Below are 22,360 nucleotides of genomic sequence, written 5' to 3'. Positions count from 1 at the left end.
GTCTGGCCCGGACGGCCGCTCGAGGGCGGAGGGGTCGGGTGCTGCTGCACCCCGACCCCTCCGGCCTGCTCCGTCGGCGCGGGGATAGGAATCTCTCAGCTCACCCGCAGCGTTGACCGTTGAGGTTGAAGGCGGTCGGCGCCGGATTGGTGCCGCTCCAGGTGCCGTTGAAGCCGATGCTGGTGGACGCGCCGGGGGCGAGCCTGCCGTTCCAACTCATGCTGTCCGCTGTGACGCTCGTTCCGCTCTGTTTCCAGGTGGCCGACCACCCCTGGCTGACCTTCTGGCCGGTGGTGGGGAAGTCGAAGGCGAGTTTCCAGCCGTCGACAGCGGTGGTGCCGGTGTTCTTGATAGTCAGTGTCGCGGTGAAGCCGCCCGGCCAACTGTTCGCCGTGTAGGCGACCGTGCAGCCGCCGGTCGGGGCGGTGGGCGCGGTCCGCACTGTCAGGCCGGGCGAGGCCGCCGAGACGTTGCCCGCCGCGTCGCGGGCGGTCACCACGAAGGTGTACGGGGTGTCCGGCGTCAACCCGGTGACGGTGTACGCGGTGCCGGTGGCGCTGCCCACCTTCACGGTGCCGGCGGTGTCGACCCGGTGCACGTCGTAGCCGGTGACGGCGGTGTTGTCGGTGGACGGCGTCCAGGTCAGCGCGACGCTGTCACCGGTGATCGTGCCGGCGGTCGGCTTGCCCGGGACGGTCGGGGCCTGGGTGTCGCCGGGCGTGGTGCCGCGCGGCAGCACCAGGTGGGTGATGGAGTTGGCCGGGAAGGTGGTCGTGAGGTCGCCAGCGGTCACCGGAAGGTCTGCCTCCCGGACGACGCCGCTGAGATCCGCCCCGCTGTAGCGGTAGACCTGAGCGGTGCTGGCGGAGGCCCCGGTGAGGGCGACCGGGCTGGTCAGGTCGTCGCCGGTCTTGTTGACGACGACCACCGTGAGGGCCTTGTCGGCGCTGCGCTCGGCGGCGTACACCGCCAACTTGCCCTGGTCGGCGCTGGTCGCCTGGACGGAGGTCTCGCCGAACGCGCCGCCCTTGCCGTCGTAGTTGCGGTAGACGCGGAACGCGTTGGCCACCGGTTGGTCGGCCGTGGGCGCGGTCCAGAGGGTGGCCAGGTCGAGCCCTTCGCGGCCGAAGATGCCGAGTACGTCAGCCTGGGCGAGGGCGCCGTTGAGCGACCCGAAGCCACCCCAGTTGTACTCGGTCATCGCGACCTTCGTGCCTGGGTAGTGCTGGTCGACCAACTCGCGCAGGCGCGGGATGAACCGGACCGGACTGTTGATCCAGCTTTCGTCCACGTAGGTCGGGTCCCAGAGTTGGCGGGTCGAGCGCAGCCGCAGCGCCTGGGTGTTGGCGTCGCCGGCCGCGTCACCGAGCACGCCGGACTGCTGCGGGTAGAGGTGGACGTCGAAGTAGTCGAGGATGCGGGTGCCGTGCTGCTGCTCGTACTCGCGCATCCGGTCCAGGTACCACGGGCCGAGGTCCTGGCCGCCGTGCGCGGCCTTGTCCGGTGGGTTCGACCAGCATCCGGTGCGTGAGCAGGTGTCCTGGTCGAGGCCCGAGAAGATGATCGAGTTGAGGCCCCAGCCGACTGGACCGAGCGTCTTCGCGCCGGGGTCGGCAGCCTTGATCGCGGCGGCGTACTCGTAGGTGCGGTCGCGTAGCTCGTCGTATCCCATGCCGGTCGGGCGGACGTCGCGGTGGGTGGATTGCCACAGGTCCGGCTCGTTGTCCAGGTTGTAGAACTGGACCCCGCCGTCGGTGGCGGCGCCGAACTGCCCCTTGAGGTGGTTGACGAAGTCGGTGACGTACTCCGGGCCGACGGCGACGCTGGTGTCCTTCGGATCGTTGCCGGTGACCAGCGTCCCGTCCGGCTTCTTGCCGTTGCCACAGTCCGGTGCCCAGGTGTCGGTGGACTCCTGCGGGCCGTACTTGGCGACGCTGAAGCCACAGGCCCGCGACCGGTCCTTGGCGATCCAGCCGAGCATCGGCACCGTCATGACCGTGGCGGCGCCGGTGGCCTTGTTCTGCTGCACGAACCGATCGCTCTCCGAGCCCTTCGGGAGGTCGCCGGGGCTCGGGTTGTCGTTGGGGATGTTCTCGAAGTACCAGTCCGACGCGCGGTTGGTGGTGTCGGCACGGAAGTTGTAGCGGGTGGTGGCGTTGCCACCGTAGCGGTGCACCGGCAATCGCAGGTCGCTGGCGAGGGCTTGGTCGGCGAAGTTCATGCCGTAGATGTACGGGCTGATCTGGTGCCGGGCGGCAGTGGTGTCCACGGCCAGCGCCGGGCCGGCCGCGGCCAGGGCGGGCTCCGGCAGGGCCAGACCGCCGAGGGCCGTGGCGAGCACGACCGGAAGTAGAGCTGTGGTGGGACGCACGAGCATTCCTTTCGCATAGGAGCTCGCCGATGGGAGCGCTTCCACAGCGTTACGTCTTCGCGGCTTCGAGTCAACGCCCAACTCAGGGGCAGTTGGCGAGCGGCAGGTCGGCTTCACTTATACTGACGTCTATCTATGCGTACCTCAGCGTCGCATGACCGGAACGTTCCTGCTGGCCCGGCCCCTGTGGTGGGAGACCAGCCGTCCTGGAGGATGACAATGCGCAGATTTCTCGCTGTGTTCAGCGCCGCCCTGATCCTCGGCGCCGCAGTCGGCAGCGTCCCGGCCGGGGCATCCGGGGCCTCCCGGCCCTCGTGCCCCCGTGGCCTGCTCTTCTGTGAGGACTTCGAGCGACTGCCTCCCGGGGGGCCCAGCACGTTGAACTGGGGCGTCGACACCCGCCACGGCACGCTCACCGTCGAACGTGCCCGTCGTGGCAACCAGGCGCTGCACATCCGCACCGTTGACAACGGACGTGCGTTCCTGCGCGTCGACGACTTCGCCGCGCCGGGCAACCGCTTCTACGGGCGGATGCGTCTACGCGTCGACGCCTTCCCCACGGCCCCGGACTGGGCGCACTTCACGCTGGTGGAAGCGACCGGCACCGGCAGCGCGGAGGTCGTCCGGCCGGTCGGGGGGCAGTACGCGCCCACGGTCCCCGGAACCTTCTGGGGGATCGGCGCCGACGGCGGTCCGACCGGCGACTGGACCAACTGGCGGGAGTCCGCCCCGGTCGTTGAGGACACCTGGCAGTGCTTCGAGTGGAAGATCGACTCGGCGGACAACCGCGTCGAGGTGTGGATCGATGGCGTGGCGAACCCGGAGTTGACAGCCTCCACGACCGACCACGGTGGCAACAACGTGCCCTTTGTCCTGCCGACGGTCGACACGGTGAAGATCGGCTGGCAGCTCTACCAGGGCGGCACGACGCCGGGCGAGTTCGACCTCTGGATCGACGACATCGCCCTCTCGAGCAAGCGGCTCGGCTGCTGATCTGAGGCCGGTGACTCGGAGGCTCTCTGCCGGGGTGCGGCCTTGCTGCCGCACCCCGGCGACGCGGACCGGCCTCCATGGCGATCATCGACATCTCCCGCTACGATCCGACATCGATGGATTACTGAGCGTTGATGTGTTCTGTCCGCAAGCCCTGGACGCTGGCAATCCGGCGCCGCTACGAACGTGGTGCCGACCTGAGGATCCACGCCGTCTCGACGAAGGGAATCCGGATGACGGAGAGCGCGCAGACCACCGAGAGCCGAAGCCTCCCGCCCGCGCGGCCGTACCCGTTCAGTGTGCCCGACCGCCTGGTCGTCGACCCGACCTATGGCGAGCTGCGCGAGAACGAACCGATGACCCGGGTGAAGCTTCCCTACGGCGAGGAGGCGTGGCTCGCCACCCGGTACGAGGACGTCCGTACGGTCCTCGGCGACGTGCGGTTCGGTCGCGCTCCGGCCGTCCAGCGTGACGAGCCCCGGCTCACCCCGCGCCAGCAGTACAGCGGCATGCTGACCTTGGACCCGCCCGATCACACTCGGCTGCGCCGGCTGGTGGCGAAGGCGTTCACGGCACGTCGGGTGGAGGCGCTGCGACCCCGAACCCAGGAGATCGCCGACGCGCTGGTCGACACCATGGTCCAGCTCGGTCCTCCGGCCGACCTGGTGGAGCACGTCGCCACGCCGCTGCCGATCCAGGTGATCTGCGAGCTGCTCGGAGTCCCGTACGCCGACCGCGACCGCTTCCACATCTGGTCCGAGGCGATCGTCTCGACCACCTCCCTGCCCGCGGAGACGATCCAGGAGTACCTGAACAACCTCTGGGGCTACATCGGTGGTCTGGTCGCCGAGCGCCGCCGCGAGCCCGGGATCGACGACCTGCTCGGCGCGTTGGTGCGGGCCCGCGACGAGAATCAGGATCGGCTCAGCGAAACCGAGCTGGTGGAGCTGGCCGCAGGGCTGCTCGCGGCCGGCCACGAGACCACAGTCACCCAGATCCCCAACTTCGTCTACGTCCTGCTGCACAATCCGGACCAGCTCGCTCGGCTGCGGGCCGACCCGTCGCTGGTGCCGGCCGCGGTCGAGGAACTGCTGCGGTACGTGCCGCTCGGCGTCGGCTCCTCATTCGCCAGGTACGCCAAGGAGGACGTCGAGGTCGGCGGGGTGCTGGTCCGGGCAGGTGAGCCGGTTCTCGGCTCACTGTCGTCGGCGAATCGGGACGGCACCGTCTTCGCCGACCCGGACCGGCTGGATCTCGCCCGCGAGCAGAACCCGCACCTGGGCTTTGGCCACGGCGTACACCACTGCGTCGGCGCGCAGCTGGCCCGCATGGAGTTGCAGGTCGCCGTCGCCACCCTCGTGACTCGCCTGCCCGGGTTGCGGCTCGCCGTACCGGAAGCAGATCTGCGGTGGAAGCGGGGCATGTTGGTGCGGGGCCTGCTCGGCATGCCGGTGGCCTGGTGAGCACCGCCTGGCGAATCGGGGTGGACTCGGGCCGCTGCATCGGCACGAGCATCTGCGCCGGCACCGCGCCCGAGCACTTCCGCCTGGTCGACGGCCGGTCCACGCCGCTGACCGACGTCGTCGTCCCGGACGACGTCATCCTCGACGCCGCCGACTCGTGCCCGGTGGAGGCGATCACGGTCCACGACACCACCGACGACCGGCTGATCGCGCCGCAGGAGTGACCCGAGATCGAGCCCGGCCGTACCGGTAGCGCCCGCTGTCGTTCAGCCAGAAGGGAAGGCGGATCTCGGACAGTGCGATGCTGGTGGGCTCCTCTGATCCGCAGGATGCCAGGTAGCCCCCGGCCGACACCGGCGTCAGCAGCCGCCGTCGCCGGCTGCCGGACGATCGGAGATGCTGATGACCACCCCGATGGGCTCGCGCCGGCACCGCCCCAGCGACGACGTCCGGCGGCTGCACACCGCGCTGCTGCGGATGCCCGTCGACATCGCCACCGACGAACTGGTTGACGCCCGGTACGGGCCGTCCACCCGTCGCGGGGTGGCCGAGTTCCAACGGGCGCACAAGCTGCCGGTGACCGGCACGGTGGACGGGGCGACCCGGGACGCGGTGCAGATGGTGCTGGCCGAGCCGCCGTCCCGGTTCGTGGTGGTGGGTCGGGTTCGTTGGGTCGACGGGCAGCCAGCGAACGCTCTGACGGTCGGCGCGTTCGACCGGGACCTGCGGCACGCCGAGCAGCTCGGCGAGGCGACCACCGGGGACGACGGGCTGTATCGCGTCGACTATTCGCGCGACCAGTTCACCCGCTCGGAGAAGCAGTCCGCTGACCTGTTCGTCCGGGTGTCCGCTGGTGATCGGCTCCTGTCCGACCCGCCGCTGAGCGCGGTGCTGTTCAACGCTCCCGAGCTGGCCGCGCTCACTGTGGATCTGTCCGGTGGCGGGGACCGGGAACGCAGTGAGTACGAGCGGATCCTCGCCACGATTGTCCCGCTGCTCGGCCAGGTCCCGCTGTACGACCTGAGGCAGGACGACGAGGTCGAGGACGTGACGTTCCTGGCCGCCGAGACCGGACTGCCCGCGACGGCGCTGGCGCACTTCGGTGTGGCGCAGAAACTGGCCGCGTCCTACAAGCTACCGGCGGTGTTCGGTTACGCGCTGTTCGCCGAGCGGACGCTGTTGACCACGAGCCGCACCGGTGCCGCGCTCGCCCGGTTCGACGTCGATCTGAACACCGAGCTGCGGCCGCTGTACTACGACATCGCCCTGCTCGACGAGCACACCGTCCGGAACGCCGTCGCCGACGCCGTGCGCCATCGGTACGTTCCCGAGGACCTGCTCGGCGAGCTGGACCGGATCCTCGACATGCTGGCCCGGGTACGGCCGGAGGCCAAGGAGTACGTCGAGCAGGAACGGCCGAAGGTGTTGTACGGGCGGGTGGAACGGTTCCTCGCCGACGGCGCGCACGAGCGGGTCCAGAGTCTCCTCGCCGCCGACGCCGCCGGTGACCTGCCCGGGCTGATCGCCCGGCTGGCCGACGCGGCGGCGTTTCCCGACCGGTCGGCCGCCGAGGCGGCCGGCGCGGCGAGCGTGCTGGCCGACGTGCTGGGCTACGACGAGACGATCGTCGACCGGGTCCGCGACCGCGAGGGGATCGAGGGGGCGGCCGACGTACGCCGGCTGGCCCGGCTGGCCCCGGCGGACTGGCGGCGGGTGTTGCGGGACAGCACCACTGATGTCCGGGTCGCCGGTCAGCCGGTCCGGCCGGAGCTGATCGACCTGCACGCCGGCGCGCTGGCCCGCAAGCTGGAGAGGCGCTATCCCACCACGGCCTTCACCGCGCAGCTCGAACGCGACGCGGGCGTCGTGGCCGACACCACAGCCAACGCCGCATCCGGCATTGAAGGCGAACGCCCCGACGGCAGTCCAGATCGGCCCGGCCCCGGTCAACGGGCCGACCCCGACGAGCAGCCCGGCAACGAGGAGCGGGTCAGCGCCGCCGAGCGCGCCTTCGGTGGGCACCGGGACGCGGTGCTCGAACTGCTCACCGCGAATCCGGACTTCGACCTCGCGACCGGCAACGTGGAGCGGCTGCTGCGGGACCACCCCGAGCGGCTGCGGACCGGGCGGCCGGCGCTCAAGGCCGCACAGCGGATCTTCAAGCTGGCGCCGACCTATCGGCAGACGACGGCGTTGCTGGCGGCCGAAGTGCCGTCGGCGGCTCGGATCCACGCCCTCGGCGAGACGCGGTTCGTGGCCACCGCCGTGGACACCGGACGGTTCACCGACGAGCAGGCCCGGTCGGTGTATCGCCGGGCCGTGGACGTGCACGTGGCGAGCGGGTTGCTGGCCGGTGAGCTTCAAAGCGCGGCGCGGGCGCTGCCGGTCCGGGCACTGGGCGGCTCGGCGGCCCCGGACCTCACCGCTGTCAGCGCAGACTTTCCCAACCTGAGCAGCCTGTTCCAGCTCGCCGACTCCAGCTACTGCGAGCCGTGCCGCAGCGTGCACAGTGCCGCCGCGTACCTGGTGGACGTCCTTCAGTTCCTCGGCAACCGGCTGGTCACCGACGCCGACACCCCGGGGCCGGCCACCACGGTCGCCCGGGACGTCCTGTACGGTCGCCGGCCGGACCTGGGTGACCTGGATCTGAGCTGCGAGAACACCGACCTTCCGCTGCCCTACCTGGACCTGGTGTGCGAGCTGCTGGAGGAGGCGGTGGCGCCGGACGCGGGCCTGGCGTTCGGGGGCCCGCTCAGCGGCGGCGTCGATCCGGTGGAGGCGCCGTCGGCCGGGCTGCTGAGCCTGTTGCAGGGCCAGGGATGGCCGTTCACCGACCGTTCCCTCGTTTACGAGCCCGACCTGGCTGGGGCCCGAGTGGTACGGGACATCGGCGTGGTGGCCAAGGCTACGCCGGACGGGGCCGGCGGGTGGTTCGTACGCCGATTGCGCCAGACCACCGGCACCGCGCTGGAGTTGGCGGCCGCGCCGCAGCACGTGAATGCCGCCGCCTACACCCTGCTGGCGGGCAGCCGGTACGCGTTCGCCCTACCGTTCGACCTGGCTCACGAGGAGACCCGCAGCTACTTCGCCCAGTTCGACATGGCTCGGGCCGACCTGATGCGGGCGCTGCGCCGGTCGGCGGGCCCGAGCGACGAGGCCATCGCGGCCGAGGAACTGGGAATCAGCGACGCACAGCGGCAGTTGGTGGTCACCGCCGACCCGGCCGCTCAGGACGACATCTGGAACACCGCGCCGCTCGGCGCTCTGGGCGGCATCGCCCGGGTGGACAACTTCCTCGCTCGGGCGCGCCTGGACTATCGGGAGTTGACCGAGCTGCTGGCGCTGGCCTGGGTCAATCCCAGTAACGCCATGTTCGTCAAGCACCTGGACACCGGGTCCGACCTCAGCGCAAAGCGGATCCAGCAGCTCGCCGACGCGCGCCTGGACCGGATCCACCGGTTCCTGCGCCTGCTGCGTGCGCCGGCCTGCACCGGTTGGACGCCGCCGTTGCTGGACCGGGCGATCCGGGCCGACGCGCTGGGCGGCGGCGCCCTGGACGACGGTCTCCTGGTCGCGGTGGCGGCGCTGCACCGGCTCACGGCGCGGCTCGGGCTGCCGTTGCCCGAGGTCGTCGACCTGTTCGCGCCGCTGGACGAGTCCCGGTACGCCGAGGTGTTCCGCAACACGGCGAACGGCCCGGTCCTCGAGGCGTTCGAGCCGGCCAACGTTCTCGCCAACGAGCAGGCGGAGCTGACCACACCCGGCTCGGGTGCTCCGCTGTCGACGCACGAGGCGTACCTGGCGACCTGCCTGGGGGCCACCACGGCGGACACCGCCCTGCTGGTGGCCGACCTTCCGGCCCCGGCGATCGTCAGCAACGTCGGTCTGCACGCGGTATACGCCGGGACGCTGCTGGCCCGGGCGCTCGGCCTCACCGCCACCGAGTACCTGATCATGAAGGATCTGATCGGGTCGGATCCGCTCACCGCGCCGGCCACCGCGCTGGCCTTCGTCGAGCGGTTCGACGCCGCCCGGGCCGGCACCGGCATCCGCCCGGCTGACCTGCGCTACCTGCTCCGACACGAAGCCGACGACCTGGCCGCGCGGGACCTGCCGGACGAGACGCTGACCGCGGTGCTCACCGGGTTGCAGACCGGCTACCAGAGCGGGTACGCGGCGACCCGACCCGCTGTCGACCCGACGGCGCCCCCCGAGGAGAACCTGCCGGGCATGCGTGCCCTGCTGGCCACCGTGCCCGGGATGACCGAGGCGGACCTGGCCGGCTTCGCCTCGATCGTGGACGGTGGTTGGACCGATGCGGTGACCACCCCGGCGCAGTTCGTCGACGCGAAGCTCGCCGCCCTGGTGGACACCACACCGATCACCGCAGCGATCGTGGCCAGCCCCACCGAGGCCCAGCAGACCACGCTGCTGTTGGCCATCACCACGGCCCTGTCCAGCTACGCGTACACCCGTACCAAGCAGGAGCTGGCGGTGGCGGCGGTGGCCGGCACCTTCGGGTTCTCGGCGGACGCCGCCGCGACCGTGCTGGCCGGCGCGGAGCTGACCCGGCCGCTGCTCGCAGTGCTCACCGACGACGCGCTGGTGGACCTGGTGAACGAGCCAGCGGCGCCGCCGACGGTCACCCCGGCCGGGTTCGACGAGCAGTACCGGGCACTGCGCCTGCTGCACGTCCTGAGCCGACTCGTCGACCACCTGACGGTGCCCGACGCGGATCTCGGCTGGCTGCTGACGAACGCCGGGTCGCTCGGCTGGCTGGACCCGGACCGGGCGCCCTACCAGACCGGCCGGCCGCCGGCCCCGTTGGCCGAGTGGATCAGGTTGGCCGCCGGGGTCGAGCTGGCCCGCACCTACCCACCGGTGGCGAACCCGCTGGACGCGGCGACGCCGTGGACGGTGTACGGGTTGTTCGACCTGGTCCTGGCGACCGGCACCACCTCCACGCAGGTCCACACCCAGCTGGCGCAGCTCGGTGGCTGGGACGCCACAGTGCTGGCCGACCTGGACACCCACCTCGAACTGTCGGCGATGGACCTCACCGCGTACCGGTCGCCGGCGACGATCCAGCGACTGGCCCGGGCGCTCACCCTGCTGCGCCGGCTGGGCCTACCGGTGGCGGCGGCGGTGCCGCTGGTCCAGCCGGTCACCACGGCGGCCGGGGCGGCCACCATGCGGCAGGCACTGAAGGCGCGCTACGCCGAGGCCGAGTGGTTCGGGGTGCTCCAAGGGGTGCAGGACCGGCTGCGGGTGGCCAAACGGGACGCGCTGGTCGCGTACCTGTTGGCCGAGAACCCGGGGCTGCGCGACACCAATGACCTGTACGACCACTTCCTCATCGATGTCGAGATGGGCGCCTGCATGGCGACGTCGCGCATCGTGCAGGCGCACGCCACAGTTCAGTTGTTCGTGCAGCGCTGCCTGCTGGGCCTGGAGCCGGACAGCGTCGCGGCGGTCACCGAGGATCCGGGTTGGGACCAGTGGAACTGGATGGCCAACTACCGGGTGTGGGAGGCCAACCGGAAGATCTTCCTGTATCCGGAGAACTGGATCCTGCCGGAGTTGCGCGACGACAAGTCGGAGCTGTTCACCGAGCTGGACGACCAGTTGCAGCAGGACGAGCTGACCGACCTGGCGGTGGAGAACGCCACCATCGCGTACCTGGAGAAGCTGGATGACCTGGCGCACCTGGACGTGATGGCCTGCTACTACCAGCACGACAGGCATCTCATGCACGTGTTCGCCCGCACCCGGGGCGGCGACCCGACGGTGTACTACCACCGGCAGTTCGAGCGGGAGCGGTACTGGACGCCGTGGCGGCGGGTGCCGCTGGACATCGCGGGCGACCACCTGCTCGCCTTCGACCGCAACAGCCGGCTCACAGTGGCCTGGCCGGTCTTCACGCAGGAGACGGACACGTCGCAGACCTCCCAGATTCCGGACCCGGACGGCATCCCGCCGGGCGGCACGGAGACGGAGCGGCCGCGCCGGCGGTGGCGAATCCAGCTGGCCATCGGCGAGCGGACGCAGGACCGCTGGCAGCCGAAGAAGATCTCCAAGGACGCGCTGTACTACCCGGCCAGCGGCTACCGGGAGGACCTCCCCGAGGCGGACGAGTTCACCTGCTTCGCGTACGCGGCCGGAGCGGCCGGCCAGGCGATCAGCGTGCTCACCGGCACCGAGTTCGTCGGCTCGTTCGCGTTGACCGGCTGCCGAGGCTATCCGGAGCCGGTGCCGGGCGGCGGTTCCGGCAGCCTGCTGCTGTCGCCGGTGTTCAAGGACACCGAGCTGCTGGCCGAACGGTTCACCGAACTGGTCTTTCGGGAGCAGAACGACCTGGCGATCAGCACTCCGCTGATGGGCGCGTTCCAGACGCTGGTGGCGCAGACGCCCGGCCGGTTCCGGGTGACGTACCCCATGCAGATGTCGTTGCTCGACTGGATCATCATGCTGCTGGGGATGGCGCAGAGCGTCCGAGGCTTTCACGACCGCCGGCCGGTGCTGCCACTGGGCACCCTGATGCCGTACTTCTACGGCGACTACGACCGTGGTTACGTGATCATCCCGGGCTTCTACGACCGGCGTGCCGAGGACCCGGCCGACCGGATCGAGAAGACGTACAGCGACGTGGACGAGTTCGCCCGCGACGTGTTGGCGCTGCTCACCGAGTACCTGCGCCGATACGCCGAGGACCCGGCGCACGACCTGGCGGCCGCCGTGCAGGCAATGACCGAGGACGCGGAGTACCACCGGCTGGTCGCCGAGTTCGAGGTCTACGGCACCCTGTCGTACGGGGTGCGGTTCGCGAACTTCTACCACCCGCTGCTGTGTGTCCTGCGGGCCACCGTCTACCGGTCGGGCGTGGCGGCGTTGCTGAGTCGGACCACCCAGCTCACCAACACGGGGTTCGACTTCGCAACCACCTACCAGCCGGCGCCGGTGGTCGTGTCGCCGTACCCGGTGGAGGATCTGGACTTCGCCGCGGACGGCGCGTACGCGGGCTACAACTGGGAGCTGTTCTACCACCTTCCGTTCGACATCGCGCTGCGGCTCAACCGGGACCAGCGGTTCGCCGAGGCGCGCAACTGGTTCCACCACATCTTCAACCCGGTCGGCACCGCCGACGGCGCCGTCGCCCCGCAGAAGTACTGGGTCACGAAGCCGTTCTTCCAGACGGGAGTGCCCGAGCTGCTCAACCAGCGCATCGGCGACATTCTCACGGCGATCGCGGCCGACCCGTCGGGGGCCAGCATCACCGACCTGAAGTTCGCTGTGGAGCAGTGGCGGGCGAAGCCGTTCAACCCGCACGTGGTGGCCCGCAGCCGGCCGGTCGCCTACCAGCTCGCCGTGGTGGTCAGCTACATCAAGAACCTGGTCGACTGGGGTGACCAGTTGTTCCGGCAGTTCACCCGGGAATCCGTCACCCAGGCCACCCAGCTCTACATCCTGGCCGACAAACTGCTCGGGCCGAAGCCGAGCGTGGTGCCGCCGCTGGTCAGCCCGGCGCCAGCCACCGTCAACCAGCTCCAGGCCACTGTGGACCTGTTCGGCAACGCGCTGCTGGACCTGGAGAACCTGATCCCCGACCTGGACCTGCTGCCGCACGGCGGGGCGGAACTGCCCAGCCCGCTGAGCTACTCGGCGCTGTACTTCTGCGTCCCGCCCAACGAGGAGATGCTGCGGCTGTGGGATCTGATCGCCGATCGACTTTTCAAGATCCGCAACTGCCAGAACATCGACGGGGTGGAGAGCATGCTCGCCCTGTTCTCACCGCCGATCGACCCGGGGGCACTGGTCCGGGCCGCCGCCGCCGGCATGTCCGTCTCGTCGTTCCTGGCCGGGCTCGGCGCACCACTGCCGAACTACCGGTTCCGGGTGCTGGCCCAGAAGGCCACCGAACTCGTCGGGTACGTCGGTGAGCTGGGCGGCGGGCTGCTCGCGGCGATGGAGAAGCGGGACGCCGAGCAACTCACCCGGCTGCGCGCCGGCCAGGAGATCGCCCTGCTCGACGCGGTACGGGCGGTGAAGGTCGCCACCATCGCGGAGGCCGAGGGCAACGTCGCGGCGCTGGAACTGAGTCGCAAGGTGGTGGAGGAGCGGCAACGCTACTACGCCGGCCGGCCGTACATGAACGCCTGGGAGATCACCGCCACCGCGTTGTCCGGGGTGTCGCTGCTCGGCGAGACCGCGATCGCGGTGGGCTACATCCTGTCCGGCGGGCTGAAGCTGATTCCCAACTTCACCGCCGGTGGCGCCGGCTTCGGTGGCTCACCCACTGTGACCCTCACCCTCGGCGGGGACAAGGCCGGTGCCGCCGCCGACTCGGCGGTGATGACCCTGGAGGCGATCGCCCGGGCCCTGGACAAGGCCGCCGGGATGGCCGCCAACCAGGGTGGCTACCGCCGCCGGATGGACGACTGGGAACACCAGGCGGCGCTGGCCGGTCTCGAACTGACCCAGCTCGACCAGCAGCTCCTCACCGGGCGGCTGCACGTGGCCATGCTCACCGACGAGTTGGCGGCGCACGACCGGGAAGCCGACAACGCCCGGGCCACCGAGGAGTACCTGCGCGGCAAGTACACAAACACCGAGCTGTACCAGTGGATGGTGAGCCGGGCCAGCTCGGTCTACTTCGGGGCGTACCAGCTCGCCTTCGACGTGGCGAAGAAGGCCGAGCGGTGCTTCGCCCACGAGTTGGGCAGCGAGGCCACGTTCCTCCAACCCGGCTACTGGGACAGCCTGCGCAAGGGGCTGACCGTGGCGGACGCGCTGCGCCACGACCTGAAGCGGATGGAGGTGGCCTACCTCGACCGGCACAGCCGCGAGCGCGAGCTGACCCGGCACGTCTCGCTGGCACAGCTCGACCCGGCGGCGTTGATCGAGCTGCGGGCCACCGGCAGTTGCGTGGTCAACGTGCCGGAGGCGCTGTTCGACCTGGACCACCCCGGGCACTACTTCCGCCGGCTCCGCACTGTCAGTCTGTCCATCCCGTGCGTGGCCGGCCCGTACACCCCGGTCACCGCGAAGCTCTCCCTGATCGGCAACCGGTACCGGACCACCACCGCGGCCCGGCAGGCCGCCACCAGCGCCAAGGACAAGTACACCGAGGTTCCCGGCGACGAGCGGTTCGCGTACAACGTGGGCGGGATCGAGTCGATCGCGACCAGCAGCGGCCTCAGCGACAGCGGCATGTTCGAGCTGAACTTCGCCGACGACCGCTACCTGCCGTTCGAGGGCAAGGGCGCGATCGGCACCTGGCGACTGGAACTGCCGACGGCAGTCCGCCAGTTCGACTACGACAGCATCAGCGACATCATCCTGCACCTGCGGTACACGGCCCGCGACGGCGGCTCGACGCTGCGCGGCCTGGTCGAGGACTCCCTGCGGGAGGTGCTCAACGAGATGCTTGTCGACGCCGGACGGACGGGGCTGTACCAGGCATACAGCCTGCGCCATCACTTCCCGGACGAGTGGTGGCAGCTCACCCAGCAGCAGAGCACCGAGCTGACCATCGGGCCGGAGCACCTGCCGTACCTCGCCCGAGACCACCAGCCGGTGGTGGACCAGGTGACCTGGTACGCCCGGGTGGACGGTGACCCCGGGACGTACGACCTCACGGTGGCCGGTGACCCGGTGACGTTGAACCGGGACGCCGACCTGCACCAGTGCGTGGGTCAGTCCGATCCGCTGGTTCTCGGCACCCCGGTCACGCTGGCGGCCGACCCGGACGGCCTGACCGACCTGGTCGTCCTGCTGCACTACCGGCTCGACGGCTGAGGGGGAGCGGTGACGACCAGCTACCCGGTCGGCGGCGGATCGTGGGGGCCGGCGCCCGGCTCCCGGTGGCGCGGTTCCGCCGACCCGACCGGCGCCGGCGCTCCCGGCGGACCGGGTGGGGCATTCGGACCGGGCGGGCCGCCGACCGACGCGACCGGCGCCGGGTCGCCGCCGGCCGGTCGGGGCGGGACCGGGCCGGGACTCGGCGGACCGGCGATCAGCCTGCCCACCGGCGGCGGCGCGATCCGGGCCATCGGCGAGACGTTCGCCGCCCACCCGGTCACCGGGACCGGCGGCATGTCCGTTCCCATCCCGGTCAGCGGCGGCCGGTCCGGGTTCCAACCCGACCTGACCCTCAGCTACGACTCGGGCACCGGGAACGGCCCGTTCGGCCTCGGCTGGCAGGTGCCCGTGCCAGCCATCACCCGGCGCACCGACCGCGGCCTGCCCCGCTACGACGACACCGACACCTTCCTGCTGTCCGGGGAGGACGACCTGGTCCCGGTACCCGGCGGCACACCGGTCGCCGGGCACACGGTGCAGCGGTTCCGGCCACGGACCGAGGGGGCGTTCGCCCGCATCGAGCGGTGGACCCGGGACTCCGACGGCGACGTGCACTGGCGCACCCTGTCCGGGTCGAACCTGCTGGCCGTGTACGGCCGCGACGGCGGCTCCCGCGTCGGCCTGGGCGGGCGGGTGCACACCTGGCTGCTCTGCGAGACCCGCGACGATCGGGGCAACGCGGTCACCTACACCTACAAGGCCGAGGACACCGCCGGCCTGGACCTGGACCGGCCGCACGAACGGCACCGCACCGACCGGAACGTCAACCGCTACCTCAAGTCGGTGCGGTACGGCAACACGGTGCCGCTGCTCGACTCCGACGGCCGGCGCCCGGTGGACCTGACGCCGACCCAGATCGCCGACGCCGGCTGGCTGTTCGAGGTGGTGCTCGACTACGGCGAGCACCACCCGGACACCCCGCTACCTGCTGACACCGGGGACTGGACCTGCCGGCCGGACCCGTTCTCCACCTACCGCGCGGGATTCGAGGTCCGCACCTACCGGCTGTGCCGCCGGATCCTGATGTTCCACCACTTCCCCGACGAGCCAGAGGTGGGCGCGGACTGCCTGGTCCGCGCGGTGGAGCTGGAATACGCCACCGGGCCGGTGCTGTCCACCCTGGTCGAGGTGGTCCAGCGCGGCTACGCCCCGGCCGCCGGCGGCGGGCGCACCAGCGCGGCACTGCCCCCGGTGACCTTCGAATACACACCGGCCACCATCGCAACGACCACCCGGGAACTGGAGCGCGGCAGCCTGGAGAACCTGCCGGCCGGCGTGGACGGACGGACCGAGCTGTGGGTGGACCTGAACGGGGACGGACTCGCCGGGGTGCTGACCGGGCACGAGGGTGCCCTCTACTACCGGCCGAACCTCGGTGCCGGCCGGATCGGCCCGGTCGCCGCGCTGCCCACCGTGCCGTCGCTGACCAACCTGGCCGGCGGACGCCAGCAACTGGTCGACGTGAACGGTGACGGACGGATCGAGCTGGTCCAGCTCGGCACCGTACCGGCGGGTTTCGTCCGCCGTACCGACGACGCCGGCTGGTCCGGCTTCCAGCCGTTCCGCGAGCTGCCCGCCGTCGACTGGGCCAGCCCCGACCTGCTGCTGCTGGACCTCACCGGGGACGGCCGTGCCGACCTGCTGATCGCCGGTGACACAGTGCTGGCCTGGCACGAGTCGCTGGCCGAGGCGGGATACGGCCCGGCGCGACCCGCGATCTGGCCCGCCGACGAGGACCGTGGGCCGCGGCTGCTGCGCTCCGATGACCGGCAGAGCATCTTCCTCGCCGACATGTCCGGCGACGGGCTCACCGACCTGGTCCGGGTCCGCGACGGTTCCGTCTGCTACTGGCCCAACGTCGGCTACGGACGATTCGGCGCCGCTGTCGAGATGGACGACGCGCCGTGGTTCGCCGGGCTGGACGAGTTCGATCCGGCCCGGGTGCTCCTCACCGACGTGGACGGCACCGGCGTGATGGACCTGTGCTACCTGGGCCGGCGCGAGATCCGGCTCTGGTACAACCAGTCCGGCAACGGCTGGTCGGCCCCCGCCGAGCTGCCTGACCTGCCGCATGTCACGCCCGATTCGACGGTGACAGTGACCGACCTGCTGGGCACGGGCACCGGCTGCCTGGTGTGGTCGTCGCCGCTGCCCGGCGACGCCGCCGGCCCGGTGCGCTACCTGAATCTGGCCGCCGACGGCAAGCCGCACCTGCTCACCCGGGTGGTGAACAACCTGGGCGGCGAGACCACCATCCGGTACGCCGCTTCCACCGCCTTCCAGCTGGCCGACCGGCGAGCCGGCCAGCCGTGGGTGACCGTGCTGCCGTTCCCGGTGCAGGTCGTCGAGCGGGTCGAACAGGTGGACCGGATCACCGGGACCCGGCTGGTCACCGGCTACCGCTACCACCACGGGCACTACGACGGCGTCGAGCGGGAGTTCGCCGGCTTCGGCATGGTCGAGCAGATCGACGGCGAGTCGTTCGTGGACCACGTGTTGGGCGTCGAGGCGGTGGACGGAAGCCAGGACACCTCGCCCGAGCTGTACCAGCCACCGGTCACCACGAAGACCTGGTACCACACCGGCGCCCCGGTCGACCTGTCCGCCGAGTGGTACGCCGGCCGGCACCTGCCCAGCGAGGAGTTGCCGGCCGGAGTCTCCGCCGCGGAGCTGCGGGAGAGCCGGCGGGCGTTGCGCGGCCTGCCGCTTCGGCAGGAGGTGTACTCGTACGACGGCAGTGCCGCGCAGGAGCACCCGTACGGGGTGGTCGAGCAGACGTACCAGGTGCAGCGGCTGGACGCGCGGGTGTTCGTCGCCGTCGAGCGGGAGGCGGTCAGCCTCTCCTATGACCGGCAGCCGGACGAGCCCCGGATCAGCCACCGGCTCAACCTGGTCCTCGGCCCGTACGGCACCGTCGTCCAGGCTGCGGCGGTGGTCTACGGCCGCACCACGCCCGACCCGGAGCTGCCCGCCGAGGTGACCGCCGAACAGCGACGCCGTCACGTCACGTACGGCGAGCAGTGGTACACCCCGGACATCGACGAGACTCTGCCGGTGCCGGCGTACCGGATCCGCGCCGCGTACGAGGCGGTCGGGCACGAACTGACCGGGTTGGCCCCGGCCGGCCCGCTGTTCACCCGCGCCGAACTGCTCGTCGGGTTCGCCGCGGCCACCCCGATCGGGTATGAGGTGGTGGCCGACGAGGTCGGCGCGCAGCGGCGGTTGCTGTCCCGGTCACAGGTGCGGTTCCGGGACAACGCGCTGACGCCGCTGCCGGCCGGTCAGTGGGACAGCCTGGGGCTGGGGCACCAGACGTACCAACTCGCCTTCACCCCGGCCGCGCTGGCCGCCGGCTACGGCACGGCGGTGACCGACGCGGACCTGGCCGCCGCCGGCTACGTGCACCTCGACGGCGGCCCGGACTGGTGGATCCCGTCCGGCGAGCTGCGCTACCCAGCCGATCCGGCCGCGCACTTCTACCTGTCCAACGGGGCCCGGGACGCGCTGGGCATGGCGACGGCGGTCACCTTCGACGGCTACCACCTGCTCACCGAGCGGGTGACCATCGACCAGGCGGCCTGGTCGGTCACCACAGCTGTCAACGACTACCGGGTGCTCGGCCCGAGCCTCGTCACCGACCCGAACGGGCAGCGCCGCGCGGTGCGCTACGACGAGTTGGGCCGGGTGGTGGCCTCGGCGCTGCTCGGCCGGCCCGGCGCCGGGGACGGCGACACGCTCGACGATCCCACGTTGACGTTCACCTACGACCCGTTCAACTGGATGGTCAACGGCCAGCCCGCGTACAGCCGGGGCCGGCACCGGGAACGGCACGGCCCGACCAACCCGCGCTGGTTGGAGAGCTACGAGTACAGCACCGGCACCGGTGGTGTGGCGATCACCAAGTCGCGGGTGCATCCGGGCAGGGCCCTGGAGGTGGGTGAGGACGGGGTGGCCATCGAGGTGGACGCCGACCCGCGCTGGGTCGGCACCGGCCGCACTGTGGTCAACAACAAGGGCAACCCGGTGAAGCGGTACCAGCCCTACTTCAGCACTACCCACGAGTACGAGGACGCGGCGGCGCTGCGCGAGATCGGCGCCACAGCGATTCGCTACTACGACCCGCTGGGCCGGGCCGTGCTGACCCGGTATCCGGACGGCACCCTCAGCCGGGTCGAGTCCACGGCCTGGTCGCACCGGTTGTTCGACGCCAACGACACGGTGCTCGACAGCCAGTGGTACGCCGAGCGGGGCAGCCCCGCCGGGTCCGATCCGGAACCGGCCGACCCGGCCACCCGCGCCGCGTGGCTCGCCGCCAAACACGCCGACACGCCCTCCGTGATCCACTTCGACAGCCTCGGTCGGGCCGTCTACACGGTGGCCGACCGGGGCGCCGGCCAGCGGTTCGGCGTACGCACCAGGGGAGACCTCACCGGCCGGTCCTCGGACGGGTACGACGCGCTGGGCCGGCACATCGCCAACGCGGCCACCGCCATGCACGGCGCGGGAGTGCGGTCGTGGAGCGCGGAGAAGGGCGAGCGGTGGGTGTTCCAGGATGTGCTCGGCGGCGTGCGCCGGATCTGGGACGAACACGGCCGAACCTTCCGCACGACGTACGACGCCCTGCACCGGCCCGTCGGCGTGTACGTCCGCGAGTCCGCCGGCGCGGAGCGCTGTGTGCAGTACGTGGTCTTCGGCGACCGGCATCCGGACGCGGCGACGCTGGGCCTGCACGGCGTGCCGTACCTGGTGTTCGACCCGGCGGGCCAGGTGCGGGTGCCCGAGGTGGACTTCAAGGGCAACCCGCGCCGCGCCGAACGGAGACTCGCCACCGATCACGTCGACGGCCCGGACTGGTCGCCGGTGGCAGCCGCGCCCGACCACGTCGCGCTGCTGGCCGCCGCGGCGCCACTGCTGGAGAGCGAGGTCTTCGGCACCGCCGCCGAGTACGACGCGGTGAACCGCCCGACAGTGGTCACCCTGCCCGACGCCACCGAGCTACGACCGACCTACCTCGAGGGCGGCATGCTGGGCCGGCTCACCGCGCGGCTGCGCGGCCAGGGCGCGGAGGTGGAGTTCCTGTCCGAGCAGGACTACGACGCGCTGGGTCGGCGGCGGTTCGCCCGGCACGGCAACGGGCTGGTCACCGAGTACTTCTACGACCCGATGACGTTCCGGTTGGAACGTCTGCTCACCGCTGGGGTGCGCGACCTGCACTACACGTACGACCCGGTGGGCAACCTGACCCGGGTGGCCGAGCCGGGCGCGCCCACCTTCTTCGGCAATGCGGCGGTGCCGGCCGCCAGCGACTACGCGTACGACCCGCTCTACCAGTTGGTCCGTGCGAGCGGGCGGGAGTTGGCCGGGGCGCCCAACGACGCGATCCGCGACCACACCGATGTGCCGCCGGCCGGAAGCCTCACCGATGCCGGCGCGGTACGTGCCTACACCGAGGAGTACGAGTACGACCCGCTGGGCAACCTCACAGTGCTCCGGCACCGGTTCCGGACGCAGGCCGGTGTAGGTGCCGGCTGGACCCGGCATCACCGGTACGCGTACCAGGACGACCCGGCCGACGCCACGAACCGGCTGGCCTCCACGAGCCTCCCCGGCGACGCCGACGGTGGCCCCTACTCGGCCCTGTACGCGCACGACGCCGTCGGCAACCTGACCGTCATGCCGCACCTGCCGGCCCTGGAGTGGAACGTCCACGACCAGCTCCGCCGGGTCGACCTCGGCGGCGGTGGCGAGGCCCGGTTCGTCTACGCCGCGAGCGGGCAGCGGCTGCGCAAGGTCGTGGACCGGCCGGGCAGCGTCCAACTCGAATGGATCTTCCTGGGTGCGGTCACCGTGTTCCGCCGACGCAACCGGGTCACCGGCACCCTCCAGCACGAACGGTGGACCACCACGATCGCCGACGACACCGGTCCGGTCGCCCAGGTAGAGGTCAAGACGGTCGACGTCGGCGGCTTCGACCCGGCCAACCCGCTCGGCGTTCCGCTGATCCGTTACCAGCTCACCAACCACCTCGGCTCGGCCGTGCTGGAGACCGACGCGGCCGGAGTGCTCATCTCCTACGAGGAGTACCACCCGTACGGAACTACCGCCTACCGGTACGGCCGGCCGGGCGCCGACCTCAGCCTGAAGCGGTACCGCTTCGGCGGGCACGAGGTGGACGACGAAACCGGCTTCTGCTACGCCGGGGCCCGGTACTACGTGCCGTGGCTGGGACGGTGGGCGAGCAGCGACCCGGGCGGCTTCGCCGACGGGGGCAACCTGTTCCGGTACTGCCGCAACAACCCGGTGGGAATGGTCGACCCGGCCGGGTTCAATCCCACCACGGTCAAGGGGCCGGAAACCCACGACATCTCCATAACGGAGTCCCACTTCACCGGGTCCGAAAACCCCACAGTGGAGGACTTCCGCCGCTACCTCAGCAGCCACGGCGCGACCCTCGACCCACGGATCAACAACAAGAACTCGGTCATCTACTACCAGGCCAACGTCACCCTCAACCTGGAGGGGGGCAACTGGTCCGAGCACCCGGGCGGCACCTGGGTGCTGCACGCCGTACTGCCGCCCCCGGCACCACCGAAGCCGAAGCCGGCGCCGCCTCCGCCACCACCGGAGCCGCCACCGGCCGAGCCGCCGCCACCCACACCGGCCCCGCCACCCGAACCGCCGCCGGCCGCGCCGCCGGCCGACTCCGGCGGCGGCAAGGCTCCGGCCGCACCCGGCGCCGTCGGCGGGGCCGCCGCGCACACCGCGCCCGCCGCCGAGAAGTTCATCTGGAACTTCAAGTTCAAGGGCGGCCGGGGGACGTTCCGCGGCAACATCCTCGAATGGCTGTACGGCATGCCGTGGCGCGACAACACGGCGGACTTCGACCTGGAGACCAGCACCACGGTCAAGCAGATCAAGTCGACCGACCGGTACCGCAAGGCCGGTGACATCGCCCGGGAGGCGACCCGGGACGCGGATGCCGCGATCCAGGCCAACCCGAGCGGCACCATGGCCGGCAAGCGATCTCAGGCCGTCATCATCACCGAGACCGACGCGCCGGCCAGCGCCGGAAACGCGATCCGCACTGCCACCAACCCGGGACGCGGTCGGGATATCCCGGCCAGTGCCACGGCGCCGGAGCACGTGCGCGGGCTGCCGGGCCGGACCGGCATGCTCGGCAAGGGGCTCAGTGTCCTCGGCTTCGGCCTGTCGGCGTTCGCCCTGTGGGGCGACTACCAGCACGGCGACTGGGAGATGGGCGTCGGTGACGCGCTCGGCGCGGTCGGCGGTGGCCTGGAGCTGTACGCCATCGCCGTGCCCGGTGCCACTGTCGCCACCGTCAGCGCGATGACAGCCGGACTGGTGATCGGTGGCATCGGTCTGGCAGCCGTCTCGTACGTCAGCATGAACCGGGCCGCCGAGGCCGGCGACACGCCGGGGGTGGTGGCCGGTGGCGTCGGCATCGGGGCGGGTCTGGCCATCGCCGCGGGTGCCATCGGCATCGCGGCCGGCAGCGTGGTGATCGCTCCGGTCGTGCTCGTCGTCGGCATCGTCGCGGCCATCGGCGTGGGAATCTTCCACGCGGGCCGTTACTTCGACTGGTGGTGACCTCAGCGTCGACAGTAGGTTTGCCACACCCTTCGGCCCGGCTGACCGTTCGAGTTCGGCTACCCAC

General features: G+C 71.2%; 6 protein-coding genes. 5 read left to right on the top strand and 1 reads right to left on the bottom strand.

All coding sequences use genetic code 11. The annotated features are described in order from the left end of the window. Positions 1–100 precede the first annotated feature (100 nt). Positions 101–2,377, bottom strand: a complete 2,277-nt coding sequence (locus ABZU43_RS11650) for a glycoside hydrolase family 44 protein (RefSeq protein WP_355006454.1) — start codon at positions 2,375–2,377, stop codon at positions 101–103. A gap of 213 nt (positions 2,378–2,590) precedes the next feature. Between ABZU43_RS11650 and ABZU43_RS11645 the strand changes: the two genes are divergently transcribed. The 5 genes from ABZU43_RS11645 to ABZU43_RS11625 all read left to right on the top strand — a co-directional run bounded on the left by ABZU43_RS11645 (position 2,591) and on the right by ABZU43_RS11625 (position 22,293). Then, entirely contained in the window at positions 2,591–3,364 is a 774-nt protein-coding gene (locus ABZU43_RS11645) for a hypothetical protein (protein WP_355006453.1), read from the top strand. Positions 3,365–3,597: 233 nt separating this feature from the next. After that, positions 3,598–4,827 (top strand): cytochrome P450, encoded by a 1,230-nt coding sequence (locus ABZU43_RS11640; protein ID WP_355006452.1) that lies wholly within the window; start codon positions 3,598–3,600, stop codon positions 4,825–4,827. Continuing rightward, entirely contained in the window at positions 4,824–5,051 is a 228-nt protein-coding gene (locus tag ABZU43_RS11635) for a ferredoxin (RefSeq protein WP_355006451.1), read from the top strand. Before ABZU43_RS11640 ends, ABZU43_RS11635 begins: the two co-directional genes overlap by 4 nt. A 178-nt stretch (positions 5,052–5,229) precedes the next feature. Next, entirely contained in the window at positions 5,230–14,622 is a 9,393-nt protein-coding gene (locus ABZU43_RS11630; RefSeq protein WP_355006450.1) for a neuraminidase-like domain-containing protein, read from the top strand. Positions 14,623–14,631: 9 nt separating this feature from the next. Beyond that, positions 14,632–22,293: a SpvB/TcaC N-terminal domain-containing protein gene (locus ABZU43_RS11625; protein WP_355006449.1), complete on the top strand. Its 7,662-nt coding sequence runs from the start codon at positions 14,632–14,634 to the stop codon at positions 22,291–22,293. The last annotated feature ends 67 nt before the right edge of the window (positions 22,294–22,360 follow it).

The sequence above is a fragment of the Micromonospora sp. NPDC005205 genome (genome assembly GCF_040608275.1).
GTDB lineage: Bacteria > Actinomycetota > Actinomycetes > Mycobacteriales > Micromonosporaceae > Micromonospora.
Note: the sequence above shows the minus strand (reverse complement) of the source record. Positions and strands in the feature narration are given on the sequence as shown.